At 68.8% G+C, this 24732-nt stretch carries 25 protein-coding genes; 11 read left to right on the forward strand and 14 right to left on the reverse strand.

Features of this window, described 5'->3' with window-relative positions; translation table 11 throughout:
- Positions 1-79 precede the first annotated feature (79 nt).
- Genes GVY64_RS08520 through GVY64_RS08530 form a run of 3 tightly spaced genes read left to right on the forward strand, consistent with a single transcriptional unit; the run spans position 80 to position 3192 of the window.
- Positions 80-1243, forward strand: coding sequence for a hypothetical protein (locus tag GVY64_RS08520; RefSeq protein WP_159840022.1), 1164 nt, complete (start codon positions 80-82; stop codon positions 1241-1243).
- On the forward strand, positions 1243-2019 hold the full coding sequence (locus GVY64_RS08525; RefSeq protein ID WP_159840023.1) for an SDR family oxidoreductase: 777 nt from the start codon (positions 1243-1245) through the stop codon (positions 2017-2019). Before GVY64_RS08520 ends, GVY64_RS08525 begins: the two co-directional genes overlap by 1 nt.
- 3 nt (positions 2020-2022) lie before the next feature.
- Entirely contained in the window at positions 2023-3192 is a 1170-nt protein-coding gene (locus GVY64_RS08530; RefSeq protein ID WP_159840024.1) for a sulfotransferase family protein, read from the forward strand.
- Between the two features lie 496 nt (positions 3193-3688).
- Here the strand turns inward: GVY64_RS08530 and GVY64_RS08535 are convergent, their stop codons facing one another.
- Positions 3689-4366 carry a PaaI family thioesterase gene (locus GVY64_RS08535; RefSeq protein WP_159840025.1) on the reverse strand — a complete coding sequence of 226 codons (678 nt, stop codon included), beginning with the start codon at positions 4364-4366 and terminating at the stop codon, positions 3689-3691.
- Between the two features lie 199 nt (positions 4367-4565).
- Here GVY64_RS08535 and GVY64_RS08540 point away from each other — a divergent pair, with 199 nt between their 5' ends.
- A complete protein-coding gene (locus GVY64_RS08540) occupies positions 4566-5216 on the forward strand; it encodes an HAD family hydrolase (RefSeq protein WP_159840026.1) in 651 nt (216 codons plus the stop codon).
- 8 nt (positions 5217-5224) lie between these two features.
- Here GVY64_RS08540 and GVY64_RS08545 read toward each other — a convergent pair whose 3' ends face one another.
- On the reverse strand, positions 5225-5818 hold the full coding sequence (locus GVY64_RS08545) for a TetR/AcrR family transcriptional regulator (protein ID WP_159840027.1): 594 nt from the start codon (positions 5816-5818) through the stop codon (positions 5225-5227).
- 21 nt (positions 5819-5839) lie between these two features.
- Between GVY64_RS08545 and GVY64_RS08550 the strand changes: the two genes are divergently transcribed.
- Both GVY64_RS08550 and GVY64_RS08555 read left to right on the forward strand, forming a co-directional pair.
- On the forward strand, positions 5840-6205 hold the full coding sequence (locus GVY64_RS08550; RefSeq protein WP_159840028.1) for a hypothetical protein: 366 nt from the start codon (positions 5840-5842) through the stop codon (positions 6203-6205).
- On the forward strand, positions 6202-6702 hold the full coding sequence (locus GVY64_RS08555) for a hypothetical protein (RefSeq protein WP_159840029.1): 501 nt from the start codon (positions 6202-6204) through the stop codon (positions 6700-6702). Before GVY64_RS08550 ends, GVY64_RS08555 begins: the two co-directional genes overlap by 4 nt.
- 241 nt (positions 6703-6943) lie before the next feature.
- Here GVY64_RS08555 and GVY64_RS08560 read toward each other — a convergent pair whose 3' ends face one another.
- From GVY64_RS08560 to GVY64_RS08570, 3 genes are all read right to left on the reverse strand, one after another.
- Entirely contained in the window at positions 6944-7441 is a 498-nt protein-coding gene (locus GVY64_RS08560; RefSeq protein WP_159840030.1) for a hypothetical protein, read from the reverse strand.
- A gap of 140 nt (positions 7442-7581) precedes the next feature.
- A complete protein-coding gene (locus tag GVY64_RS08565; protein ID WP_159840031.1) occupies positions 7582-8388 on the reverse strand; it encodes an ABC transporter ATP-binding protein in 807 nt (268 codons plus the stop codon).
- A complete protein-coding gene (locus tag GVY64_RS08570; protein WP_159840032.1) occupies positions 8385-9056 on the reverse strand; it encodes a FadR/GntR family transcriptional regulator in 672 nt (223 codons plus the stop codon). Before GVY64_RS08570 ends, GVY64_RS08565 begins: the two co-directional genes overlap by 4 nt.
- Positions 9057-9313: 257 nt before the next feature.
- On the opposite strand from GVY64_RS08570, the gene GVY64_RS08575 reads away from it, so the two are divergent.
- Positions 9314-10984, forward strand: coding sequence for a 2-isopropylmalate synthase (locus GVY64_RS08575; RefSeq protein ID WP_236566705.1), 1671 nt, complete (start codon positions 9314-9316; stop codon positions 10982-10984).
- A 138-nt stretch (positions 10985-11122) separates the two neighbouring features.
- Positions 11123-11314, forward strand: coding sequence for a hypothetical protein (locus GVY64_RS08580; RefSeq protein ID WP_159840034.1), 192 nt, complete (start codon positions 11123-11125; stop codon positions 11312-11314).
- Positions 11315-11538: 224 nt separating this feature from the next.
- Here GVY64_RS08580 and GVY64_RS08585 read toward each other — a convergent pair whose 3' ends face one another.
- On the reverse strand, positions 11539-11922 hold the full coding sequence (locus GVY64_RS08585; RefSeq protein WP_159840035.1) for a nuclear transport factor 2 family protein: 384 nt from the start codon (positions 11920-11922) through the stop codon (positions 11539-11541).
- An 88-nt stretch (positions 11923-12010) separates the two neighbouring features.
- Here GVY64_RS08585 and GVY64_RS08590 point away from each other — a divergent pair, with 88 nt between their 5' ends.
- Positions 12011-12793: a helix-turn-helix domain-containing protein gene (locus GVY64_RS08590; RefSeq protein WP_159840036.1), complete on the forward strand. Its 783-nt coding sequence runs from the start codon at positions 12011-12013 to the stop codon at positions 12791-12793.
- A gap of 18 nt (positions 12794-12811) precedes the next feature.
- On the opposite strand, the gene GVY64_RS08595 is transcribed toward GVY64_RS08590, so the two are convergent.
- Positions 12812-13441, reverse strand: coding sequence for a maleylpyruvate isomerase family mycothiol-dependent enzyme (locus GVY64_RS08595; protein WP_159840037.1), 630 nt, complete (start codon positions 13439-13441; stop codon positions 12812-12814).
- Between the two features lie 153 nt (positions 13442-13594).
- Positions 13595-15001 carry a xylulokinase gene (xylB, locus tag GVY64_RS08600; RefSeq protein WP_159840038.1) on the reverse strand — a complete coding sequence of 469 codons (1407 nt, stop codon included), beginning with the start codon at positions 14999-15001 and terminating at the stop codon, positions 13595-13597.
- Between the two features lie 229 nt (positions 15002-15230).
- Between xylB and GVY64_RS08605 the strand changes: the two genes are divergently transcribed.
- Complete coding sequence (locus GVY64_RS08605) at positions 15231-15722, forward strand: hypothetical protein (RefSeq protein ID WP_159840039.1); 492 nt, start codon at positions 15231-15233, stop codon at positions 15720-15722.
- Here GVY64_RS08605 and GVY64_RS08610 read toward each other — a convergent pair.
- The 6 genes from GVY64_RS08610 to GVY64_RS08635 form a co-directional block, all read right to left on the reverse strand.
- Positions 15713-16723, reverse strand: a complete 1011-nt coding sequence (locus GVY64_RS08610) for a glycoside hydrolase family 172 protein (RefSeq protein ID WP_159840040.1) — start codon at positions 16721-16723, stop codon at positions 15713-15715. The genes GVY64_RS08605 and GVY64_RS08610 overlap by 10 nt on opposite strands.
- Complete coding sequence (locus GVY64_RS08615; protein WP_159840041.1) at positions 16720-16899, reverse strand: hypothetical protein; 180 nt, start codon at positions 16897-16899, stop codon at positions 16720-16722. The genes GVY64_RS08610 and GVY64_RS08615 overlap by 4 nt, the downstream gene beginning before the upstream one ends.
- 56 nt (positions 16900-16955) lie before the next feature.
- Positions 16956-18440 (reverse strand): FGGY-family carbohydrate kinase, encoded by a 1485-nt coding sequence (locus GVY64_RS08620; RefSeq protein WP_159840084.1) that lies wholly within the window; start codon positions 18438-18440, stop codon positions 16956-16958.
- A gap of 2 nt (positions 18441-18442) precedes the next feature.
- Positions 18443-19855 carry an L-fucose/L-arabinose isomerase family protein gene (locus GVY64_RS08625; protein ID WP_159840042.1) on the reverse strand — a complete coding sequence of 471 codons (1413 nt, stop codon included), beginning with the start codon at positions 19853-19855 and terminating at the stop codon, positions 18443-18445.
- Between the two features lie 109 nt (positions 19856-19964).
- Positions 19965-20843: a glycosyl hydrolase family 32 gene (locus GVY64_RS08630; RefSeq protein ID WP_159840043.1), complete on the reverse strand. Its 879-nt coding sequence runs from the start codon at positions 20841-20843 to the stop codon at positions 19965-19967.
- A gap of 99 nt (positions 20844-20942) precedes the next feature.
- Entirely contained in the window at positions 20943-23234 is a 2292-nt protein-coding gene (locus GVY64_RS08635) for an excinuclease ABC subunit UvrA (RefSeq protein WP_236566699.1), read from the reverse strand.
- A 63-nt stretch (positions 23235-23297) separates the two neighbouring features.
- On the opposite strand from GVY64_RS08635, the gene GVY64_RS08640 reads away from it, so the two are divergent.
- Entirely contained in the window at positions 23298-24266 is a 969-nt protein-coding gene (locus GVY64_RS08640; RefSeq protein ID WP_159840045.1) for a helix-turn-helix transcriptional regulator, read from the forward strand.
- The last annotated feature ends 466 nt before the right edge of the window (positions 24267-24732 follow it).

The raw sequence follows: 24732 nt of genomic DNA on the forward strand, positions 1-24732 counted from the left end.
ACTCCTAGAACACGTTCTAATCTTTCTCGTATCGAAATGTACCAGAGTGGTACATATTTGGAACACCGGAGAGAGCCTCTTGCTGACACAGCCGTTCGCGGACGCCATCGCCGCCGCCGAGCAGATCATCACCGGAGCCGCGCACATCCGCACCGAACAGGACCTCGTCGAGGGCTACGACTATCTGGCGGGCAGCATCCGCGCGTCGTTGCAGATGGCCTGGGCCTATGAGCTGGACTTCCCGTTCTTCGTCATGTCCACCGGGCCGTACACCAAGATGGGCCTGGACAACCCCGACACCCTCTACTACCACTCCTATCTACGGCCGGACGCGGAATACGTGGTGACCGGCACCCGCGGCACCACCCGCGACCTGAGCTTCCAGGTGCTCAACGGCAACTACTCGCCGGTGGACGTGCCCGACAGCCTCACCGCCTTCGACGACCGCGAGCTCGACATCCGGCCGGACGGCACCTATGAGATCCGATTCGGACCGGGCGAGGCGGGTCCCGGCTACGTCCACCTCGGCGCCGACGCGGCGATGCTCGTGGTGCGTGAAGTGCACAGCGATTGGGCGACCGAGAAGGCGGGCACGATCCGCATCCAGCGCGTGGACCGGATCGGCGACGCGCCGCCGCCGCCGACCAAGGACCTGCTGGCCAAGCGGTACGGCGTGGCGGGCAAGATGCTCGTGTCGCGGTTGCAGACCTTCCTCGCCTTCCCGGAGTGGTTCTATCTGAACCTGCCGGTGAACACGCTGACCGAGCCGAGGCAGACCCCGGGCGGGCTCAGCACCCAGTTCTCCTCGGTGGGGCACTACGAGCTGGACGACGACCAGGCGATGATCATCACGGTGCCCAAATCCGACGCGCCCTACCAGGGCTTCCAGCTGGGCAGCATGTGGTACCTGTCGCTGGACTACATCAACCACCAGACCAGCCTCACCGCCGACCAGGCGCACGTGGACCCGGACGGGATGATCCGGCTGGTGGTCAGCGAGCGCGACCCGGGGCTGGCGAACTGGATCGAGCGCACCGGGCACGCCAGGGGCTACCTGCAGTTCCGCTGGCAGCGGCTGTCGCGGGAGATGAAGCCCGACGACGGGCCGACCGTGGAGCTGGTCTCCGTCGCCGATCTGCCGGATCGCCTGCCGTTCTACGACCAGGCCCGGGTCACGCCGCAGCAGTGGCGCGACCGGATCGCGGCCAGGCAGGTCGCCGTCGCGGAGAGGATGCTCGGCTGATGTTGTTGCAGGACAAAGTAGTCGTCGTCTCCGGTGTCGGGCCGGGGCTGGGACGCGCGATCGCCGTGCAGAGCGCGAAGGCGGGCGCGGACGTGGTGCTGGCCTCCCGGACCGAGTCGCGGCTGACCGAGGTGGCCGAGGAGATCACCGAACTCGGCAGGCGCGCGGTGGTCGTGCCGACCGACATCGACGACGAGGCGGCAGCCGCCAACCTGGTGGAGACGGCGCACAGCGCGTTCGGCAAGGTCGACACGCTGGTGAACAATGCCTTCGCCATCCCGCCCATCGTGGATCTCGCCGACGTCGATCTGGATCAGGTGCGCGCGGGTTTCGAGACGAACGTGCTCGCCGCGTTGCGTCTGACCCGGCTGTTCGTCCCCGCGCTGACCGAGAGCAAGGGCTCGGTGGTGATGATCAACTCGGCGGTGCTGCACCACTCCCGGCGGACTTTCGGGCCGTACAAGATGGCCAAGGCCAGCCTGCTCGCGCTGGCCCAGAGCCTGGCCACCGAACTGGGCCCGAAGGGCATCCGGGTGAATTCGGTGGCCCCCGGCTACATCTGGGCCGACAACCTGAAGTGGTACTTCAACTACCTGGCGCAGCAGCGGGGGATCACCCCCGAGGAGGTCTACGCCGAGACCGCGAAGACCACCGACCTGCGCAAGCTGCCCGAACCCGACGAGATCGCCGACGCGGTCGTGTTCTTCGCGTCCGCCATGGCGCGCGCGATCACCGGCGCGTGCCTGGACGTCAACGCCGGCGAATTCCACCACTAGGAGATGACCGTGATCGGTAGGGACGACGTCGGAACCATCGACGACCTGCACGCTTCGGCCACGAAGGTGGTCGGGCTGGACGACTTCGGCACCGACGACTACCGCGAGGGACTCGGGGTGCTGCTGGAATCCTATGCCAAGGACGCCGAACTGACCCCGTTCGGCAACAAGGTGAATCGCGCCTTCCTGCGCGGCGCTTTGATCGCCCGGTTGCTCAGCGAGTCCGCCTGGCGGCAGTTTCCGGAGCACGCCGACGTGGCGATCGAACGTCCGATCTTCGTGACCGGGCTGCCGCGCTCGGGCACGACGGCGGTGCACCGCCTGCTCAACGCCGACCCGGCGCACCAGGGGCTGGAGATGTGGCTGACCGAGATGCCGCAACCGCGCCCGCCGCGTGAGACCTGGGCGAGCAACCCGGTGTATCAGCGGCTCGCGGCCGCCTACGACAAGCACCACGTGGAGCATCCGGAATTCATGGGCGTCCACCACATCTCGGCCGATCAGGTCGAGGAGTGCTGGCAGTTGCTGCGGCAATCGGCCATGTCGGTGTCCTACGAGTGTCTGGCCTACCTGCCCACCTATTCCGAGTGGCTGCGCGACCGGGACTGGACGCCCGCCTACCGCAGGCACCGGCGCAACCTCCAGTTGATCGGGCTGCCGGACGCGCAGAAGCGATGGGTGCTGAAGAATCCGAGCCACTTGTTCGCGCTGGACGCCATCTTCGAGGTCTATCCGGACGCGCTGATCATCCAGATGCACCGCGATCCGCGCACCATCATCGCGTCGGTGTGCAGCTTGAACGAGCAGGCGACGGCGGGCTGGTCGGAGAAGTTCCGCGGACCGGTGGTCGGCGCGACGCAGCTGGATCTGTGGGCGCGCGGCGCGGAGCGGTTCCTCGTCGACCGCAAGCGCCACGACGCGGCGCAGTTCTGCGACGTCGACTACGACGAGTTCGTCGCCGACCCGATCGGCACGGTGGAGTCGATCTACCGGCACTTCGGGCTGCCGCTGACCGGTGAGGCGAGCGCGGCGATGACCGCGTTGCACGCGGAGAGCACCTCGGGCGCCGCGCGTCCGGCGCACCGCTACACCCTCGACGATTTCGGGCTGACGGCCGAGCAGGTGGACGCCCGATTCGGCGCGTACCGGGAAGCGAATTTCCCGGGGCGGTGATGGGTCCCGCGCTCGCCGGTCGCAAGTGCGCCGGCGAGCACCGGGCTGCCCTGGCGGCGAAGGCATTTCACGCGCGATTGCATCGAGTGCAGGCGCGGCCGCCCCGTTTCGTGAGCGCCTCGCCTACCAGCGGTTACTCGATCAACGCGAAACAGCCCGCTCTGTCGGGCATTCCGTGCAGTCGTGCACCTTGTGCCGTTCCCGAGGTGCTCAGCGCAGAAGGCGGCCGCCGCGAATCGATGGCGTATAGTCCTTGTCTCGCAGGCGCACTCGCGCGCGATCTCGAACCAGGTGTTTCACGGAGCACCGACAGCGGATGCTCGTGCACGCCGAGGGAAGGCGGAGCGGAGAGCAAACCGGCGGCGGGGCATGCGCCCAGCCAGCCGCCATTGGGCTCACACGCGTGCCGCGTTCCGACTCGACGCCATCGATCGAACTCCAGCGGCCGAGGCGCCGGACCGGCCGATGCTCTTGGTTCGGGGGCGAGCGCCGTGGGTCAGGGCTGCCCCGGCCTGAGCACGATGAACAGGCCGTTGGCCTCCGCGCACAGCCGGTCGCCGTCGTGCAGGGTGGCCCGCACGTAGACCTTGCGCCCCTCCTGCCGTTCGGCCCACGCCCGCACCTTCAGCTCGGTGTTCAGCGGCGTGATCGAGCGGTAGTCCACGGTGAGCGACGCCGTCCTGGTCACCGAGCCCGAACGCACCGCCGCCGCCATGCCGAGCAGGTCGTCGAAGGCGATGGCGATCTGGCCGCCGTGAGCGGCGCTGTTGCCGCCGAGGTGGAACGTGCGGAAGGTGAGGCGCGCGTCCACGCCCTGCTCCGGGTCGACGTGATCGATCAAGAACGGCGGCAGGGTGATGTTGCCGCGGGCAGGCAGGTCGAAGCGGGTCCAGTTGGGCGTCGACCACTCGTCCACCCGGGCGGCGTCGAGCTTGTCGTTCAGTTCTTTCAGAATGCCGATCGCCTCCACCGCCAGCTCGTCGGAGGGCGAGGCCAGCCGGACCCGGTCCATCAGGCCGCGCACCTGCTCGATGAACTGCCCGTAGTGCGGCCCGCCGCGGGAGATGTCGTCTTTGGCGGCCTCGTGGGCGGCGATCAACTCGGTCATCGGCCGGAACCCGCCCTCGTGGTGCTCCTTGCTCGGCAGCGAGTCGCCGGCCTGCGGTTCGTTCATAAGAACAAGTTATCGGTTGCCCGCTGAATGCTCGCCGCGCGGGTGCTGTGTCCGTCGTCACCGACCGTCACCGCCTAGGCTGGGGCGCGACCGGATATCGCCTGCTCCCGGGCGGCACCGGCACGGTTCCGGCGGCCGGACGCGCAATCCGGCTGCGGGCGACCTCTGACCGTTTCGGCTGGCGAAAGGCTCTGTGCGCATGGGTATCACCGCGGTCGTGTTCGATATGGACGGCGTGCTGATCGATTCCGAGCCGGTCTGGGAGGCGGTGCGGCGAGGCTACGTCGCGGAGAAAGGTGGCCGTTGGCTGCCCGACACCCAGCAGCGGCTGATGGGGATGAGCACCGGTGAGTGGTCGGCCTATCTCAGCGGCGAACTCGGGGTCGGCGAGTCGCCGGAGACCGTCGCCCGGGACGTGATCGACCGGATGGCCGAGCGCTACGACGCGGGCGTGCCGCTGCTGCCGGGCGCGATCGCGGCCGTGCAGCGAATCAGCGAGCAGTGGCCGTTGGGGCTGGCCAGCTCGTCGCCCCGCGCGCTCATCGACACGGTGCTCGGCCGCACGGGGCTGATCGAGTACTTCTCCGTCACCTTCTCCACCGAGGAGGTCGATCGCGGCAAACCGGCGCCGGACGTCTACGTGACGGTCGCGACGTTCCTGCGTCAGCGCCCGTCCGACTGCGTGGCCGTGGAGGATTCCAGCAACGGCCTGCGCTCCGCCCACGCGGCGGGGATGCGGGTGATCGCGGCGCCGCGGCCGGAGTACCCGCCCGCCGCCGACGCGCTGGCCCTGGCCGCGAAGGTCATCTCCGGCCTCGACGAACTCACGCCTGCGCTGATCACCGGGTGACTCCTGGGTCAGGGGCGGTAGGAGGTCAGCAGGGTGCGGGCGGCGCCGGTCAGGTCGTCCTCGAGCCAGGCGGGCAGCTCCGGAGCGTTGGCGTGGCGGCGCAGCGCCGCATAGGGCAGATCGACGATGGCGCGGCTGACCGCATCGATCTCCCGCTCGCCGTCCCGCCCGAACAGGGCATGCGCGATGCGGCGCAGATGGTCGATCAGCGGCGCGTTCATGGCGGCCAGGGTCGCGTGGAACTCGTCGTCCGGCCCGCCGTCGAGCAAGTCGCGGGGGCGCAATTCGAGCAGGAGTTTGGCGTCGTCGGGTAGTTCGCGCCCGAACCGCAGAGCCGCTCGGACCATCCCGACGCCCGCCTCCACCGGGTCCGGTTGGTCCGCGGCCGCGAGGGTGCCCTCCTGGAACCGGCGCAGCGCGCGCAGCCATGCCGCGGTGAGCACGCCGTTGCGGTTGCCGAAGCGGTGGTACAGGGTGCCGACCGGGGCGCCGCTGGCCTCGGCGATGGCCGACACGCTGGCCGCGCGGGGTCCCTCTGCGAGCACGAGGGTGCGCGCTGCGTCGAGGATCACGTCGGTGTCGTGCTTGCGGGGTGGCGCCATGTACTAGTACGTTCCTTCTATATGGAGCGTTTGTCCTATATAGATGAGCATGCCAGATCGATCGACGCGAACCGCGACCGGGCGTGGAAAGCGATGCTGAAAGTCGTCTGTCACGACCCGCACGAGCCGTCACCGCCGAGCGGGTTCGTCATCGATTCCGTCGCGGAACCGCACCGTTTGGCGCTGCACGGACAGCACTGGTTCTCGAAGTACGCGCTGATCTTCGAATTGGACGAGGAGGGGCCGAGCCGGACCCGCGTCCGCGCCCGCAGTTACGGCGACTTTCCCGGGCTCCACGGGCGGATCTACCGTGCGCTGGTAGTGGGAACGGGCGGTCACCGCCTGGTCGTGCGCCAGATGCTGCGCCGAATCGCGGCGGCGGCATGATCCCCGGGACGGTGTGGGGCGCCACCGAGGCCGAGCGCGAAGCGCCCCTGCCGTGCGACGACCGGCAGGCCGGCGGTCTGCAGGCCGATCGCGCGATCAGCGTCGACGCGCCGCCCGCTCTCGTCTACGCCTGGCTGTGCCAACTGCGCGTCGCTCCCTACAGCTACGACCTGCTGGACAACTTCGGCAAGCCCAGTCCGCGCCGTCGCGACCCGGTACTCACCGAACTGGCGGTCGGACAGCGGTTCATGTCCCAGTTCGAGCTCGTCTCGTTCGTTCTGGGCAAGCACATCACTCTGCTCGCGAACAAGGTGTGCGTCACCTACGCGGTGCGTCCCGAAGGCGCGGGAACCCGGCTCCTGGTCCGGATCCGCTGTAACGCACCGAAATTCGTCGCCGTGGCGCTCGCCCTCGGCGACCTGCTCATGATGCGCAAGCAACTGCTGACGCTGAAGGAGCTCGCCGAAGCCGAGCACCGCGCCACCTCGACGGCGTAGTTTCGTTCTCGCCGGTCATGTGTCGTGCTGCCTGATCGTGCCTAGGGCGCGGCCGCTTCGTGGAGCCCGCGCACTCCACGCTCACGGCGGCCCCGGCCGAGTGACCTGCTGGTCTTCGCCCTCACGGTGGCCGCTGTGATCGTGCTGGTGCGGCGACGACCGTGCTCGCCGGGCGCCGGGTCTGATTCGGCGCGACGGTCCTGCACACGTGGCTGACCGGTGCGGGCCGAGGCGGTGGCGCTCAGCCAAGGCGTTCGACCAGGTCGAATTTTCGTTGTTCGAAGCCCTTCGGCACGGTGTCGCGCACCGAGATCAGAGCGTGCGCCCACGATCCGAGGAGGCTGTGGTCGCCCACCGTGCGGCCGGTGTCCGGTGTGGGGTCGGCGGTGAGCAAGGGCAACGGGTGGATGCGATGGCGGGCTTCGTTCTCCAGCACGGTTGCTTTGTCCACGAAGATCCGCAGGTCGTGATTGAGCAGGTAGCGGCCGACGGCACCGTGTTCCGGCGGAACCAGTTCGGCAACGGAACCAACTGTGCGATAGAGATTTTCGCCGATCGACGGCGCACGTGCATCCCGTCCGGCCCAGGTGACCCGGGCCGGCTCGGCGAGCAGTCGTTCGATTCCTTGGACCAGGTGGTGGCCGATCCTCGCGTGGGCCATGAGGCGCGCGCCCACGTCCACGTAACCGAGCACGAGGTGGTCGTCGGTGCGCAGTACTGCCCGATAGAGCTGCCACACGTAGCCGTATTCCCTTCGGTGATAGACGATTTCGTTGCATGCTCACACGGGAATGCGGTGTGGCGATTACAGCGGCGTTACCACCGTGGTGCGGTCGAGTCGGAGGGAAGTCGTGGCGCACAGCGCAACTCGACGTGGGTCTACTCCGGCCAGGCGGAAAGTTTGCGGGCCGCTCGCGCGGTCCAGCGACCGTCGTCGTGCCGGACCTCCACCGGGTGTGCGAAGGTGGCGGTGACGTTCTCGGTGGTGATCGTGTCGGGAGCGGGGCCCGTCGCGACGGTGTGACCCTCCGCGATCAGCAACGCGTGCGTCGTCGTGCTGGGCAGTTCCTCCAAATGGTGGGTGACCAGGATGGAGGCGACGTCGGGGTGGGTCCGGTCCAGGGTGTCGAGGGTGTCCAGCAACTGCTCGCGGGCGGCGACGTCCAGCCCGGTGGACGGTTCGTCGAACAACAGCAGCCGCGGTTCGGCGATCAGCGCTCGGGCGATGAGGGCCCGGCCGCGCTCGCCCTGGCTCAGCGTGGGCCAGACCTCCTTCGCCTTCCCGGTGAGGCCCACGGTGTCGATCATCGCGTCGGCCCGGTCGAGCTGGTCGGGCGTCGGTGTCCAGCGCATGGGGGTGTCGATCGTCGCGGTGAGGCCGGTCAGCACGACCTCGCGGATGGTCAGTGGGGAGCGCAGCGGGTGGCGTGGGTTCACCTGACCGATGCCACGGCGCAGCCGCTGCAATTCGACGCGGCCGAGTTCCGCGCCGAGCACCCGGACCGACCCGGACGTGGGAAAGATAACCGCGCCGCAGAAGCCGAGCAGCGTGCTCTTGCCCGCCCCGTTGGGACCGAGCAGCGCCCAGCGTTCAGCCGCGCGCACGGTCAGCGAGATCCCGTCGATGATCTTCTTGCCGTCGCGGCGGAACGTCACATCGGTCAGTTCCAGCACCGGATCGGTCACGTGAAAGCCTCTTTCAGGGTGGTCAGGTGGGCGCGGCTGTATTCCGCCGCGGCGGCGGGGGCGCGGGCGGCGATCGCCTCGGCCAGCCGCTGGTGCGCGGCGTGATCGGCGGACTCCGACGGCACCGGCCGGATCTTCAGCATGTCGATCATGGCCAGGCGCAGCCGGGGCAGGAAGGTGTCGAACAGCTGGGTCAGCACGTCGTTGTGGGCGGCCACGATGACCGCCCGGTGGAACGCCATATCGGCGTCGACGTGCTCGGCCACCGGTTCGCCATGGGCCTCCCGGGCGGCCAGGGTCCGGCGGATCGCACGCAGGTCGGCGGCGGTGCGCCGCTGCGCGGCCAGGGCGGCGGCCTCGGCCTCGATCGCGATGCGCGCTTCGATCACCGAAGCGATGGTGGCGCGGCGCAGCACCGCGTCCCACTCCTCGGTCACCTCCAGCGCCGTCACGAAGACGCCCGCGCCTTGGCGGCTGTCGAGCACGCCTTTCCCGGCGAGCTCGCGGATGGCTTCCCGTAGCGTCGAGCGGCCGACGCCGAGCTGCGCGGCCAGCGTGGTCTCACCGGGCAGGCGATGACCCAGCGGCCATTCGCCTGCCTGAATGCGGGCGAGCAGTACTTCGGCCGCCTGCGCGGCCAGAGGATGGCGCCGTACCTGGGAGATCATCCGATACCTCTCTACTTGTCTGAGGAGTGGTGTACAGTCTAGCCATCATGCGCACCATGCTTCTGCTCAGCCGCCACGGCGGGGCCTGAACGACCGGCCGCCCGCCGTGGGGCTTCGTCGTGGCCGGTCACCGTTCGTCGTGACGGCCGCAATGGCCAGGAAGCAGACCCATGAGCACCGCTTTTCCCAGCATCGACACTCCCGAGGGCGAGATACCGGACAAGGCTCCGGCGTGGAATCGCCAGCGGCGCTCCCAGATGCCTTCGTATCGTTACCGCGATGTCCACGCGCGCGTAGAAGTACCGCTCACGCAACGGAAGTGGCCCGAAGCCAGGATCACACAGGCGCCCCTGTGGGTGCCGGTCGACCTGCGCGACGGCAACCAGGCGCTCGCCGAACCGATGGACCCGGCGCGCAAGAGCCGGTTCTTCGAGCTGCTGGTCGCTATGGGGTACAAGGAGATCGAGGTCGGTTACCCGTCGGCCTCCCAGACCGACTTCGACTTCGTCCGGCTCCTCGCCGAGGACGACATCGCACCCGAGGACGTGACGATCGCCGTCTTCACCCCCGCACGGCGGGATCTCATCGAGCGCACCGTCGCCTCGATCCGCGGCATCCCCAACGACGTCGTGATCCACATGTACACCGCGACCGCGCCCGCATGGCGTGACATCGTGCTCGGCAAGGATCCCGCGGCGCTGCGCGAGCTGATCCTCGACGGCGGCCGCGCCGTGCTCGACTGCGCCGCGGACCTGCCGAACGTGCGGTTCGAGTTCTCGCCCGAGGTGTTCAACCTGACCGAGCCCGACTACGTGCTCGATATCTGCGACCGGATGACGACCTTGTGGGACGCCACCGCGCAGCGGCCGGTCATCCTGAACCTGCCCGCCACCGTCGAGGTCGCCACCCCGAACGTCTACGCCGACCAGATCGAGTACATGCACCGCAATCTCGCCCGGCGCGACAGCGTCATCCTGTCGGTGCACCCGCACAACGATCGCGGCACCGGCATCGCGTGCGCCGAACTGGCGGTGCTCGCGGGCGCACAACGCGTGGAGGGCTGCGTGTTCGGCAACGGCGAGCGCACCGGCAACGTCGACATCGCCACGCTGGCCTTGAACCTGCACGCGCAGGGCGTGGACCCGATGATCGACTTCTCCGACATCGACGAGATCCGGCGCACCGTCGAACACTGCACGAGCATGCCGATCCACGAACGGCACCCGTACGTCGGCGACCTGGTGCACACCGCGTTCTCCGGAACCCATCAAGACGCGATCAAGAAGGGCATGGCCGAGCACCGGGCTCGGGCCGCCGCGACGGGCACGGCGGAGCGCGCACTGGACTGGCACGTGCCGTATCTGCCCATCGATCCCGCCGACCTCGGCCGCAGCTACGAGGCGGTGATCCGGGTGAATTCCCAGTCCGGGAAGGGCGGCATCGCCTATCTGCTGCACACCGAATACGGCATGGACCTGCCGCGGCGCCTGCAGATCGATTTCGCCGGGCACGTGCAGGCGATCGCCGACGACACGGGAGTCGAGATCACCGCCGCCGAGCTGCGCGACCTTTTCGAGGCGGTGTATTTCGAGGACCCCTCGGGGTTGGCCTTGAAAGACTGGCGCACCAGCGGCGACGAGGCGAGCACCGAGCTCACGTTGATCATCGACGGCGTCACCCGCCGCACGCGGCGCACGGGCAGCCCGCTCGAAGTGCTGACCGGGGCGCTGGCCGAGGCCGGATATCCGATCGAGGTGCTGGGACTGACCCCGCAGTCGATCGGGCGGGACGACGACAGATCCGAGATCGCCTACCTGGAGTACCGCAGCGGCGGACGCACCGGCTGGTCCTGCGGCCGAGCGGATTCCGCCGTGGCGGCAGCACTGGCTGCGGTCGTGCGCGCCGCCGCACGTTCGGCACGCCGATGAACGTCTGACGCGGCCGGGAATCAATGAGGCTTTACCAGCTTCGGACCGGTCACCGCGGTCGATGAGTTCGCTCAGCGCGCGTGGGGCGACGCATACGACCCGGCGCGCGTCCCGGTCGAATGCCGTCTCGCCGTCTATGTGATCGATGAGGAGCTGGACGAACTGGTACCGGCGGTGGTAGCCGATCTCGGCATCGATGCGGACGGACACTCGACAGTCGTCGGCCGGAACGTCACCGTCGGTCTGCGGGCCATCTCGTCGGAATCGCCGGAGACCAGCTTCTACCAGCATCTCGTCGACCAGTATCGGGATCAGCCCACCGCGGATTGACGCCCCCCGAAGCGGTCGGTCCGGCGGCGCGGATCGGGACGACAGATGCTGTCGAGGCGCCGGCGGGTCCGGTGCCTCGACCGCATCAGGTGGAGGAATCCCGGCAGGAACAGCCGCGCTCAATTACCCGGTCTGCGCCGTAAAGCTCTGTTCCGAACCGGCATCGGCGGCTCCAAGGAGGAATTCGGTCGACGTCGGGTAGTCGGATTCTCCCCGGCGAGTGATCAGAACATGCCGTGCGGGATCTGCGCGGGTTCGGGCACCGGTTGCATGACGTCCCAGTGCTCCACGATCTTCCCGTCGACCATGCGCCAGATGTCGACCACCGCCTGATCAGGCTCTGTGTCGTCCGGCATGACCATGCGGTAATGCATGACCACGTACTCGTCGTCGGCGACCACCCGCGCGAGCTCCAGTTTCGCTCCGGCCACGGGCGCCTGTGCGATGAACTCGATGAACGCGTCCTTGCCCGACGGGTTTCCGGGGCTGTGCTCGAGGAAGTCGTCGTGCAGCAGCGTGTGCAGAACATCGATGTTTCCGGCCGCGAATTCCCGGAAACCCCGCAGGGCCAGTTCTTTGTTGCGAAATGCCGTGTTGTCGTCAGTCATGCCGCCGAGGGTGGCATCGGACGATTTCGGGTGTCGATTACATGCCAGGTAATGGCGGGCGTGACCGTCCCGTCGTGATACTGGGCCGATGAACGGTGACCGACCGGTCGGCGAGCTGCTGCGAGAGTGGCGGCACCGGCGCAAACTGAGTCAGCTGGATCTGGCCATCCGGGCGGACGTCTCCGCCCGGCACGTCAGTTTCGTCGAGACCGGCCGCACCATGCCCAGCCGCTCCATGGTGCTGCATCTGGCCGACCAGCTGGACATTCCGCTCCGTGAACGCAACCGCGTGCTGATCGCCGGGGGCCACGCGCCCGAGTACCGGCGCCGCGACTGGACCGATCCCGCCCTGCGGCGCGCCCGCGAGGCCGTGCAGCGAGTCCTGCATCTGCACGAACCGTATCCCGCGCTGGCGGTCGACCAGCGCTGGAATCTCGTGCAGGCCAACGACTGCGTCGGCGTGTTCTTCGACGGCGTGGATCCGGCACTGCTCGAACCGCCGATCAACATGATGCGGCTCGGACTGCACCCCGGCGGCTTCGCGCCGCGGCTGCGTAACCTCGAGCAGGTCCGGGCTTTCCTGCTGCCCCGGCTGGCACGACAGGTGATGGCGACCGGGGATCCGCAGTTGGCGGCGCTGCACGAGGAACTGCGCTCCTATGGCGCCTCGAGCGGTGCGGACAGTGATCCGGTGGACATCACGTTGCCGATCCGGCTGCGCCACCGGGACGCGGACCTGACGTTCTTCAGCACGATCACCACGTTCGGCGCGGCCTTCGACCTCACGCTCGACGACATCGCCGTCGAGGCGTACTTTCCTGCCGACGACGAAACGGCTGCCTACCTGCGCAGTTCAGCGCTGAACCGGTGAGTGCGCGCCTGCCCCGGCTCATTCCGGCACGGTGAACCGCTCGGCGGGTTCGCCCGTCAGGTGTCCTGGCGGCAGCTTACGCCCGCACAGGACCAGCAGCAGGTCCTGCGCGCTCCCCGAGAGCACCGCGCCGGAGCCGTAGCGGAAGTCCAGGTCGTCGGCGCGCAATTCGACACCGCCGAGTTTGGCGCCGAACAGTTTGACGGTCCTGGGTTGGATCGTGTCCAGCACCAAGCGCATCCGATCCTCGGGCACCCGGCGATCGAGCCCGAGCGCCACGGTGATGTCCAGCCCGTGGATGACGTCGTGGCTCAACGCGTGGGCCAGTCCGCCGCCCGGTGGCCGCCACGGGTGATCGACATTGTCCCACAGCGATTTCAGCAGATCCGAGGTGCTGAGCGTGGCGGCGTCCATCCGGGCGGTGCGGTCGGCCATGCGGTTGAAATTCCCGAACGCCGCGAGCATCCCCAGCGTGAAGCGTGCACTCGACAGGCGATACGGCATGGTGATGTGCGCGACCACTTCGCGCACCCGCCAGCCCGCGCACAGCGTCGGCGCGTCCCAGCCCGCGGCATCCAGCCCGGCCAAGAGTTCGGCGAGCTCCGTCCGTTCCGCCGTCACCGCCCTTCGCACCTGAGTATCGATCATTCGTCCACCTCTCTTCGACGAGGTGATCCAACCCCGCACGCCGTCGAGGCGCCACCCGGCGACGAAATTCAGCGACTCGGGAAGTGGCGAAGGAGGTGCCCGCGAATTCCGGCCCGTACGCGCTGGGCGCACGGCCGGGAACGAAGACCGTGGTCAGCCGTACAGTGCCTGGCGTGCGCTCCGGTATCGGGCACGGATCTCTCGTCCGAGCGTGGCATCGGTCGGGGCCGGAATCTCCGCGACCGAGCGCCCCGGCCAGGACGGTGGCCGGGATGTGCCCGCCTGGGCCCAGGCCGCTTGGCGGGCGGCGCCGAGCGCGACGTACTCGTCGGGTTCCGGAATCGTCACCGTGACGCCGAACACCTGCGCGGCGGTCTCCGCGACCAACGGTGAGCGCGCGGCTCCGCCGATGAGCAGCACGCGCCGCGGCGTCACGCCACTGCCGGTGAGGTGGTCGAGCGCGTCGGCGAGATGGCACAGCAGACCCTCGAAGGCGGCGCGGGCCACCGTGCCCGGGCGCATCGCCTCCGGCCGCAACCCGTGCAAGCTGCCCGCGGCGCGCGGCAGGTTGGGGGTGCGTTCACCGGCGAGATAGGGCAGCAGGACCACGCCGTCCGCGCCCGGCGGCTCCTGCGCGGCCAGCGATTCGAGCGTGGGCAGGTCCACACCGAGCAGATCGGCGGCCGAAGTCAGCACGCGGGCGGCGTTCAGCGTGCAGACCAGTGGCAGGAACGCGCCGGTGGCGTCCGCGAACCCGGCGACCGCGCCGGTCGCGTCGGCGGCGGGCCGGTCGGCACGAGCGAAAACCGTCCCGCTGGTGCCGAGGGAGACCACCACGTCGCCCTCCGTGATGCCCAAGCCCAGCGCGGCCCCGGCATTGTCCCCGGTTCCGGCGGCCACCAGTGCGCCCGACGGTGTGCGCCCGGCGGGCTGGGCCGGGCCGAGTACCTGGGGCAGGGCGGGACGACGTCCACGAAAGGCCAGGGCGAGCAGATCTTCGCGATAGCCGCCGCCGGCGGGCGACCAATACCCGGTGCCGGAGGCATCGCCCCGGTCGGTGGTCGGCTCGAGCATGCGGCCTGGTCCGCCGCCGCGTAGCCGCCAGGTCAGATAGTCGTGCGGCAACACGACGCGCGCGGTGCGGTCGGCGAGTTCCGGCTCGTGGTCGGCCAGCCAGCGCAGTTTGGTGACGGTGAAGGCCGCCACCGGCACGCTGCCCACCGCATCGGCGCAGGCCTGCCGCCCGCCGAATTCCTCGATCAGGTCCTCCGCCGCGTCTGCGGAGCGAATATCGTTCCACAACAGCGCATCCCGTACCGGCACGCCCGCGGCGTCCAACGCGACCAAGCCGTGCTGCTGCCCCGCGACGGCGATCGCGTCGACGTCGTCGAGTAATCCCGCACCGGCCACCCGCAGCGCGTCCCACCACGCGGCCGGGTCCACCTCGGTTCCCTCCGGGTGCGGGGCCCGCGCGCGCCCGAGAACCGCACCGCTGTCGGCGTCGCAGACAACCACCTTGCACGACTGGGTGGAACTGTCGATTCCCGCGACCGTCGTCATCCCGCCCACCCCCGGCGAATTCGGCCGATATCGCCGCCACGGCAGCCGCGGCGCGGCGGACGCGGGCCGAGGAAGGCGGCCTCGCACGAAGCCGGCCGCTTGCCGAAAACGAACCCACCGCGGGATCCGGCGAACCTTCCGAGCACACCCATACGAACACCTTGCACCCCGACGGCCCCGCACCGGCGCATATCGCGTACGCGTCCACCGCATGGTGCAGACTGGCGCGATGAGCATCGACCCCACCGACGTGCGTATCCGCACGGGAGACGGGACGCAACTGCCGGAACTCACCGAGGACGCGCTCGGCGACCTGCTCGACGAACCGCCCGGACCCGGGCACGCCGTGCTCGAACTCGGCCGCGCCGACCTGCATGAGATCCGGGCCCGGTTGCTGCCCGACGGTGTCTACGAGCTCGAGCACCGAGCCGGTTCGGCGACGGAGACCTTCCAGATGTACACCTCCGACCCGGTGCTGGTGCGCGACGTGCTGTGGGCTTGGCTCTCCGAGGATCCGTGGTGGCGCGACTCGGTCGCGTGGTTCCCGGTCGACCCGGCGATCGCGGAACTGCGCGCCGTGCAGGACGAGCTCACCGGACTGCTGGACGGCCTCACCGCGATGGACGATCTCACCGCGGGCATGGACGCAGCACTGGCGCGCGCCGACGAACTGCTGACATCGGACTTTCCGCCGGATACGGACGACCTCGATCAGGCCTGATACCACCAGGCTGTGGTCGCCAGCTCGGCGTCCGCCAGCGGGAGATAGGTCGCCGCGTCCTGCCATCCCAGGGCCTGCACGGTGACGCGCAGCTCCCGCTCGTAACAGATGGGATCGCGCACATGCCAGCGGTACATGCCGAACCGCTGCTCCGGGCGATAGATCTCCTCCGGCGGCAGTACCTGGTGCAGCCCGAGATAGGGCGTGGAATACGTCCGGTAGGTCCCGTCGAGGTCGAAATTCCAGGCGCCGCCGAAATAGTCCTCGGTACCCGTGCCGCAAATAGTGGGGTGGTCGGTGTCCCCGTCGAGAAAGAACTTCACTTCGCCCTCACCCCACCATCCCGGTGCGCACGGGCGGATGGCGAGGTAGGTGCCGACGTAACGGCCGGGCCCCGGCACCGTGTCGAGAATCGTGTGAACGGCTGGATTCCCCACGCCGGTCGTATGTGTCCATCGTGTGTGCAGATACCCCGCGTCGTCCGGCACGTCCTCTTCGGTGTAGGTCGCCTGGTAGTACACCGGGACTTCGCGGCCGCAACGATTCTCCAGCGTGATGCGCGCACGGTGCCGAAACGGCATGGGCCAATAACTGTTCAAGCCACCAGCGGGCGCGACGACCACCATCTCGGAACCGAGCAGGGCCGTCTCGCCCCAGCCGTTGCAGAAGAAGTCGCCGAGGGGCGCCTCGATCGCGGGCGCTGGTGCGTCGTCCCAGGCCATGCGCAGGGTCAGCCCGCGTAGGACGGAACGTTCGGTGGTCAGCCAGAAATGCCGGAACACTCCGGGGCCGGAAACATCGGCCAACGTGGCGGTCTCACCGTGCGCGAGCGCGATGGAGGGCGAGACCTTCCAGCCCGGGCCCAACAGGCGCGCCGCATGCGCTCCGGTGCCGTCGGTCGCCCGGGCGCCCGCGCCCGGCGCGCCCGTCGGATTCTCGGCGCTGACCGACCGGGTTCGCGTGCCGTCCAGCCGCCACAGCTCACCGCCCGGCGCGGTCATGATCCCGGCCACCCGTATCGGGGCGCGGTCGGCGCGAGCCCGGCTCGGCGCGCGTTCTTCGTCCCGCCCGCCGCGGCCAGTTGCGCACACCAGCCGGTCCACCACTCCACGAGCACGATCGGATGGGAGGCGACGACGGAGCCGAAATCGTCCTGGGTCGGAGTGATCGTGGGCATGAAATCCTCGTATCGTTCTGCGAACCGACTCTGCATCGCCGCACGGACATCCGCGATCAGGAAGAGGCGCCGGCACGGTGCTGTTCGGCCGCGAGGAAACGCGCGATATCCGTCGTGCGATCGTACAGATCTCGGTAGTGCCGGTAGTACTCCGCGTATTTCGCGACGTGCTCGAGGTGCGGCCGCACGGTGTCCACGACGGGATTCCACCCCGAGGTGTCGACCCCGGCCGCCTCGGCCGCGAGCAGAGCGTCGCCCAGGCTCGCGCCGACGGTATCGGCGGGCAACTGCTGCGGCAGCCCGGTGACATCGGAGACGATCCGGGTCCACAGCCCGCCTTTGGTGCCACCGCCCACCGCCACCAGACGCCCCGCCCGCCCGCCGGCTTCGGTCATGGCCTCCAGGTTGTGCCGTACCCCGTACGCGATGCCCTCCAGAACCGCGCGGTAGAGCTCGGCCCGTCCGTGCCCCAGGGTGAGTCCCGCGACGACGCCGCGAGCGTCCGGGTCGAACAATGGAGTGCGCTCCCCGGCGAAATACGGCAGTACGAGCAGCCCCCGGCTGCCCGCGGGCACGTCCGCCGCCGCCACCACCAGGTCGGCGAACTCTCCGCCCACGAGCTTGCGCAGCCAATCGGTCACCGCGCCGGAGGTGGCCATGCCCGCGGCGAGCGTGTACGTATCCGGCCAGGTGCCGCAGGTGCCCCAGAGACCGGGATGCGGGCGCGGGTCGGTGAGCACCTGCACCAGGAACATCGTGGTGCCGTACATGATCATCGCGTCGCCCGGCGCGCGGACGCCGACGCTGGCCGCCTCGGCCCAGGCATCGATGGTCCCGGTGGTGACCGGCAGTCCCGCAGGCAGTCCCGTGGCGGCCGCCGCGTCCGCGCTCACCCGGCCGACGATCTCGGTGGGCCACGCCAGCTCCGGCAACGTCCAGCCCGGCACGATCCGCTCCGCCCAATCCGTGGCCCACGCTCGTGCGCGCAGGTCGTACAGGGGTACGCACTGACTGGCCGATTGGTGGTCGAGAACGTAGCGGCCGGTGAGCCGGTACACCAGGAAAGAGCTCGCCATCAGCAGCATCGCGGTGCGCGCCGCGATGTCCGGCTCGTGCCGGGCCAGCCATCGGGCCTTCGGGCCGACCGCCTGGCTGGTCAGCGGTGACCCGGCGCGGTCGAGCACGGCCCGCGCGCCGAATTCGGCGTTCAGCTCCGCTATCTCGGCGCCGGCTCTGGTGTCGACGCCGTAGAGGATGGCCGGGCGCAACGGCCTGCCCTGCGCGTCGGCGGGCAGCAGGCACGGGCCGATACCGGATACCGCGAGACCCTCCAGCGCGGCGCCGTCGGCCGCCGCCGCCAACTCACGGGCGAGCGCGACGAAGTCGGCCCACCAGATCGTCTCCGCGTCGTGCTCCACCCAGCCGGGACGCGGCATGGACACCTCGTGCGCCCGCTCGGCTCTGGCGACGATCCTGCCACGGGCGTCGGTGAGCACGCCCTTCGAACTCGAGGTCCCGATGTCGATGCCGAGGAACACCATCGTCACCGCGTGAACTCGTCCACCGTGACGTCGAGCAGCTCGCACGTCGCGCGCACGGCGGCCCGGTGGTCGCCGGGCACCGCGTGGATGTGGTTGGCACCGAACCGGTTCAGGAAGTCCTCGGCGCGCGCGTCCAGCCGGGCGAACGCGTGCGGCCACTCCCAGGTCGACTGCTTCATCAGCGTGTCGTTGGTCTGCTGGTCGTAGTGCTCGAACTCGCCGAGCATCAGCTGCATGCGGTAGGCGCCGTCCAGACGGGTGAGCCGCGCCAAGGTCATCTGTCCCGGCGCGGCCAGATGGTGCACCGAGGCTCCGCCCGCGGGAAAGAAGAACACCTCCGGATACAGATGCACCTTTGCCAGGTTCTCCGCGGGATCGGCGCTGCGCGCGGCGAACCAGGTGGCGTGCTGGCCGGAATTGCACAGATCCCAGATGTCGCGATCGGCGTGGTAGTGCCGGACGTCGGCGAACAGCACCGGGGTGCCCGCGATCCGCTTGAGCAGTTGCATGGTCAGCGCGCCGTCCATGTCCGCTTCGGTGGCGCAGACGTGCGGTTCCTTCGGGCCGTTCCAGTCGTAGGGATCGTTGAGGAACGCCTCGGTGACGTCCATGGTGGCGAAATACTGGGTGAGTTCGGGCTGTCCTTTGATCCCCGAGAAATCCAGCCGCCATTCGGCGATCAGTTCGCGGACCGCCAGATAGGAGCGGATCTGGCGTTCCAGCAGCTGCGGAGTGAGCTTCGCGCCGTCGTAGTGCACGCCCGCGGTGTGCCGCTCCAGCCACTCCCGCGCGGCCCTCGCCTCGCCGGCGTCGGCGAGTTCGGCGCGCCGCACGATCTCCCACTGATCGATTTCCTCGACGTCGATGCCGAACTGCCGCTGCCACTGATCGGTGTTGGCGACCGCGGTGTTCATGCCCATCGGCCGCCCACCGAATCGCCCGAATGTCGAACCGCGCAAGCCCGATACGGCCGCCGCGGCTCGCGCGCGCACGCCGATGGCCTCGACGAGTTCGGGATCCGACGGGTCACCCCATAGTCTGCCGTGCTTGCGCCCGATCTGATCCAACGCGCCGCCCGCGGCGAGCATGCCCACCATGCCCGGTTGCACCGGGTCGATATTCGACAGCAACAGCAGCGGCCCCGGTATCGCGCCCGCCGCGAGCATGGTGAAGTGCGGGAACGCCCACACCGCATAGTGCAGAACGGTCAGATCGACGCCCGCCGCCGCGACCGTGCGCGCCACCGAACTCGCCAGCGCGTTGTCGCTGACCGGCGCCGCGCCGCGGACCACGTCGTGGCCCGCCGTCTTCAGCGCGGACACCAGCCGGTCCTCGCTGGAGGCGATGAAATCGGCGATGCCCGCATGCACATAGTCGCGGCCATCGGAAATGCTGATAACGCCGATACGGGCCATGCCGGTCCCTCCCGTAGGTGGGGTGATCGGAGAGTTCGACTCGATCAACAGATACCAGCCGCGGCCGGGCCGCAGACGCGTTTCGCCGAAATCGCGCGCGCCGGTCCGCCTAGCGCGGAACCGTTTTGACGACGCGCGACTGCGGAAAGCGAAGCGGCGCCAGATGGACCCCGCCCTGACCCCAGCCCGCGCTGGTGATCCACCACCGGCCGTCGTCGTGGATCACTTCGGCGGCGTGCGCGGCGATGTGGCCGACCTTGTCGCCGATGCGGAAGCGAAAAGGGCTGTCGCTGCGGAAGACATCGGTGCCGACATATCGCGGGCGTGGACCGATGAACAGATACCACCACCCATCATGCCGGACGACGTAAGGGGATTCGGTATTGCCCGCTTCGGTGCCTTTGACCGGGTCCGTGTAGGCGATATGCCGCTCGCCCCAGTGCACGAGATCGGTGCTGGTGCGGTAGGCGACGACGTGATGACCCCCCGCGGGGGTGCTGGTCGCGCAGTAGTACAGCACCCACTGGTCGCCCACGCGCACCACCATGGGGTCGCGCGCGTCGTAGCCGTCGTGGAACACGGGGCCCGCCGGCGATCTGGTCCAGCGGAACAGGTCCGGTGAGGTCGCCAGGTTCATCGCCGCGCCGGTGCGGTCGGCACCACCCGCCGCGTAGAACATGTAGTACTGCCCATGGGCGTCGACCACGTAAGGCGCCCACAGATGCGTTTCGCCGTAGTCCCGGTCCACTCGCAGGGCGCAATCGTGCTTGATCCACGGCCCGTGCAGCCGGTCCGCGACGGCGTGGGCGAACTCGGTCTCGTCGAACGGGTCCGCCGGTTCGGGATGGGTGATTCCGAAAAGATGCCACCGTCCGGCATAGTCACGAACAATCGTGTGGTCGTTGATGTACCACGGTTCCGTTTCACCGGCGCTCGGGTCGTAGATCCGTCCGAAAGCTCCCGCCCGAACCACCTCCCGTGTCGTCATAGGTTCATAATGCGCCGGGGTATGCGTCCGTGTGCCGTCCTGCGGATATCGGTGGATCTCGGCACAGGCATCGTCCGCGGGACAGGTGATTGCGGGCGGTCATACGCGAACGGTGACACTGCGCCGCAGGTACTCCGCCGTCAGCGACCGGTGATCCGCCAGCAAGGCCGCCGGGGTCCCGGCGAAAACTATCTCGCCGCCGTGCTTTCCGCCGTCGGGTCCGAGATCGATCACCCAATCCGCGCGCGCGACGACGTCCAGGTCGTGCTCGACGACGATCACCGTGTTGCCCGCGTCGACCAGCCGGTCCAGCAGCCCCACCAGGGTGTCGACGTCGGACATGTGCAGCCCGGTGGTCGGCTCGTCCAGCACGTAGACCCCCGCGCCGTCGCGCCGCTGGAGATGATCGGCCAACTTGACGCGCTGGCGCTCGCCGCCGGACAGCGAGGAGAGCGCGCGGCCGAGAGTGAGGTAGCCGAGACCGACGTCGAGCAGTGCCCGCAACGGTGTGCCGATGCGCCGGTCCCCGTCCGGTGCCCAGAAATCGAGCGCCGCTTCAGCGGACATCTCCAGGACGTCGGCGATCGACGCGCCGCGGATCTCGTAGGCGAGCGCTTCGGGCCGGTACCTGCGCCCGTGACAGCTCTGGCAGACCGTGGTGACCGGGTCCATGTATGCCAAGTCGGTGAAGATCACTCCCGCACCGTCGCATTCGCCGCAGGCGCCGTCCGAGTTGAAACTGAACAACCCCGGTCGGACGCCGTGTCGCTTGGCGAAGAGCTGACGCAGCGGGTCCATGATGCCGAGATAGGTGGCGGGGCTGGAACGTCGCGAGGCGGCGATCGCGGACTGGTTCACCGCGATGACCTGTGGGTGCGCGGTGACGAACGCCCCCGACACCAGCGTGCTCTTGCCGGACCCGGCCACGCCGGTCACCGCCGTGAGCACGCCGGTCGGGAACCGGGCGGTCAGGTTCTTGAGGTTGTAGGCGTCGGCATCGGCGACGGTGAGCCAACCCGTCGGCTGCCGGACCTCTTCCTTCACCCGCCGCGCGCGGCGCAATCCCGCACCGGTGGGTGTCCGTGCGACCCGCAGCTGATCGACCGTGCCCTGGAACACGACCTGTCCGCCGTGCGAACCGGCGCCGGGCCCCATGTCGACCACATGGTCGGCGACGGCGATGACATCGGGGGAATGCTCCACCACCAGCACGGTGTTGCCCTTGTCCCGCAGCCGCCGCAACAGTGAGTTGAGACGTCCGACATCGCGGGGATGCATGCCGACGCTCGGCTCGTCGAAGATGTAGGTCATGCCGGTGAGGCTGGAGCCGAGATGCCGGACGACCTTCAGCCGCTGCGCCTCGCCGCCGGACAGGGTCGCGGTCTCCCGATCGAGCGACAGATAGCCGAGCCCGACCTCCTCGATCCGGCGCAGCCGGGCGATGGCCGCCTGCGCGATCGGGCGAGCCACCGGATCAACCAGGCCTGTGAGCACCTCGATGAGGTCGGTGACCTCCAGCCTGCCGTAGTCCGCGATGCCGAGCCCGTCGATGCGGCTCGCCAGCGCGGCGGCATTGAGCCTGGCGCCCCCGCAGTCCGGGCAGACCTCCTCGGTGACCACCGCGCGGGCGGCTTCCCGATTCTTGTCCGACAACGCGGCGAGGTCGCGCTTGATATACAGGCGATCGAACCGCTCCAGCAGACCTTCATAAGCGTTGTTCCCCGCCGAGCCGTTCCGGTTCTTACGCGGCACCCGGAATCCCTTGCCGTGCAGAAACAATCGCCATTCCTCCGGACCGAAGTCCCGCAGCGGCTTGTCGGGATCGAAAAGCCCGGACTCGGCGTAGAGCTGCCACTGGAACGTTCCGACCGCGAACGGCCCGAAGGTGATCGCGCCCTCGTTGAGCGACTTGCCGGTATCGAGCAGCTTGTCCAGATCCGGGCGCACCACCTGCCCCAGGCCGCCGCACGCGGGGCACATGCCCAGCGGATCGTTGAACGAGTAGCGAGTCGCCTCGCCCGCGCTCGGCACGCTGTGCCGGGAGAACAGCACGCGGATGATCGACTGGATATCGGTCATCGTTCCCACCGTCGACCGGGAGTTGCCGCCGATCGGCTTCTGGTCGACGACCACGGCGGGCGCCAGATTGTCGATCGCATCCGCCTCCGGCCGCTCGTATTTGGGCAGGCGGTTGCGGATGAACCAGGTGAAGGTCTCATTGAGCTGCCGCTGCGACTCGACCGCGACGGTTCCGAAGACGAGCGACGACTTGCCCGATCCGGAGACGCCGGTGAAGACCACGATCTTGCCTTTGGGGATCGTCAGTGAGACGTCGCGGAGGTTGTTCTCGCGCGCGCCGACGATCGTGATGGAGTCTCGATGAGCTTGCACGACCGTCACGTTAGGGGTCGATGAGGTCGGAATCTGTCCTCCTTCGCGGCCATACTGGGCCATGTGACCCAGACCGCCGCGCGCTTGCTGCAGCTGCTCTCGCTGTTGCAGACCCGCCGCGAATGGAGCGGCCCGGAGCTCGCCGCGCGGCTCGGGGTCACGGTGCGCACGGTGCGCCGCGACGTCGAGCGTCTGCGCGAGCTGGAATATCCGGTGGTGGCCGGCCTCGGCGCTCTCGGAGGATACCGCCTGGAAGCGGGCGCGGCGCTGCCACCGCTGCTGCTCGACGACGAGGAGGCGGTCGCGATCACCCTCGGACTGCGTGGCGCGGCGCAGGGCGCGGTCATCGGGATCGAGGAATCGGCGGCCCGCGCCCTGGTGAAACTGCAGCAAGTCCTGCCGTCCCGATTGCGCCGCCGCGTCGACGCGATAGACGCCACCACCGTGTCGCTCGGCGGACCGGCCGCCGGCCCGATGGTCGATCCCGAGGTGCTCGTCACCCTGGCCGCCGCCGCGCGCGACAGCGAACGGATCCGATTCCGCTATCGCGACAAGACCGACGCGGACAGCAGCCGTCTCGCCGAACCGCACAGCCTCGTCTCCGCAGGCCGGCGCTGGTATCTGGTGGCCTGGGACGTCGACCGCGCAGATTGGCGTACCTTCCGCGTGGACCGGTTGTCGTCACCGCAGCCGATCGGCACACGTTGCGCGCCCCGGCTCCTGCCCGCCGCGGACGCGGCGAGTTTCGTGACCAGCCAGTTGGCGCGCTCGAGGCCGGTTCGCCACGTGGTCCTACGGGTCCATGCCCACGCGGACGTCCTGGTGGAGGCGTTCCGCGTGCGCGCGGAGGAGATCGAACCGCTGGACGAGCGGACCTGTCTCCTGCGCACCTCCGCGGATTCACTGGAATGGACCGCCGTTCGCATCGCGCACTTGGACCTGGACTTCGAGGTCGTCGAACCCACCGAAATGAAAGACCTCCTGGCAAGGCTCGGCGCCAAATTGCTCCGGGCATCGGGGAACGCCGGCTAGGCGCGAATCGATCTTGTCGTGGTCTGAATCACACTTGTGTCATTCAGGCCGTAATCGCACGGGTCGCGCGCCTCTGACCTGCGAATTCGCGCGCTGGACAGGCGATTTGACGAAGCGTTCGACGCCGCGTAACTTATTCCAGGTCAGAGCGACACGGACACCGACCCGGAGCCGAGAAGCAAGGCGGAGACGCTGAGCGGAAGGACCGGGAAACGAGGTAGGACGAGGAGCGCCTGGCGATCACACTGGCTCGACAGGGAGCCCGATTTTGGTCGGGTGAACGAATGGGCTAAGCTGGAAAAGTTGCCTCACTGAAGTTCCGGTTGATTCGGAGTGAATGTGTGTGCGTGTGTTCTTTGAGAACTCAATAGTGTGTCGATGAATGTCAGTGCCAAATATTATTTTGGTTCCGGCTCTTCCGCTCCCCGTGTGGAGGGTCGGACATTTTTTGTCAGCTAATTTTCCG

This window comes from Nocardia sp. CY41 (genome assembly GCF_009829325.1).
Taxonomy (GTDB): Bacteria; Actinomycetota; Actinomycetes; order Mycobacteriales; family Mycobacteriaceae; genus Nocardia.

Coding starts and splice junctions, on each gene's coding strand:
- GVY64_RS08615 (WP_159840041.1), bottom strand. CDS start 16,899: ATGCCCACGATCACTCCGACCCAGGACGATTTCGGCTCCGTCGTCGCC.
- GVY64_RS08540 (WP_159840026.1), top strand. CDS start 4,566: ATGGGTATCACCGCGGTCGTGTTCGATATGGACGGCGTGCTGATCGAT.
- GVY64_RS08625 (WP_159840042.1), bottom strand. CDS start 19,855: ATGGCCCGTATCGGCGTTATCAGCATTTCCGATGGCCGCGACTATGTG.
- GVY64_RS08620 (WP_159840084.1), bottom strand. CDS start 18,440: ATGGTGTTCCTCGGCATCGACATCGGGACCTCGAGTTCGAAGGGCGTG.
- GVY64_RS08585 (WP_159840035.1), bottom strand. CDS start 11,922: ATGACTGACGACAACACGGCATTTCGCAACAAAGAACTGGCCCTGCGG.
- GVY64_RS08550 (WP_159840028.1), top strand. CDS start 5,840: ATGGAGCGTTTGTCCTATATAGATGAGCATGCCAGATCGATCGACGCG.
- GVY64_RS08545 (WP_159840027.1), bottom strand. CDS start 5,818: ATGGCGCCACCCCGCAAGCACGACACCGACGTGATCCTCGACGCAGCG.
- GVY64_RS08575 (WP_236566705.1), top strand. CDS start 9,314: ATGCCTTCGTATCGTTACCGCGATGTCCACGCGCGCGTAGAAGTACCG.
- GVY64_RS08555 (WP_159840029.1), top strand. CDS start 6,202: ATGATCCCCGGGACGGTGTGGGGCGCCACCGAGGCCGAGCGCGAAGCG.
- GVY64_RS08610 (WP_159840040.1), bottom strand. CDS start 16,723: ATGACCGCGCCGGGCGGTGAGCTGTGGCGGCTGGACGGCACGCGAACC.
- GVY64_RS08605 (WP_159840039.1), top strand. CDS start 15,231: ATGAGCATCGACCCCACCGACGTGCGTATCCGCACGGGAGACGGGACG.
- GVY64_RS08530 (WP_159840024.1), top strand. CDS start 2,023: ATGACCGTGATCGGTAGGGACGACGTCGGAACCATCGACGACCTGCAC.
- GVY64_RS08595 (WP_159840037.1), bottom strand. CDS start 13,441: ATGATCGATACTCAGGTGCGAAGGGCGGTGACGGCGGAACGGACGGAG.
- GVY64_RS08570 (WP_159840032.1), bottom strand. CDS start 9,056: ATGATCTCCCAGGTACGGCGCCATCCTCTGGCCGCGCAGGCGGCCGAA.
- xylB (WP_159840038.1), bottom strand. CDS start 15,001: ATGACGACGGTCGCGGGAATCGACAGTTCCACCCAGTCGTGCAAGGTG.
- GVY64_RS08525 (WP_159840023.1), top strand. CDS start 1,243: ATGTTGTTGCAGGACAAAGTAGTCGTCGTCTCCGGTGTCGGGCCGGGG.
- GVY64_RS08630 (WP_159840043.1), bottom strand. CDS start 20,843: ATGACGACACGGGAGGTGGTTCGGGCGGGAGCTTTCGGACGGATCTAC.
- GVY64_RS08590 (WP_159840036.1), top strand. CDS start 12,011: ATGAACGGTGACCGACCGGTCGGCGAGCTGCTGCGAGAGTGGCGGCAC.
- GVY64_RS08535 (WP_159840025.1), bottom strand. CDS start 4,366: ATGAACGAACCGCAGGCCGGCGACTCGCTGCCGAGCAAGGAGCACCAC.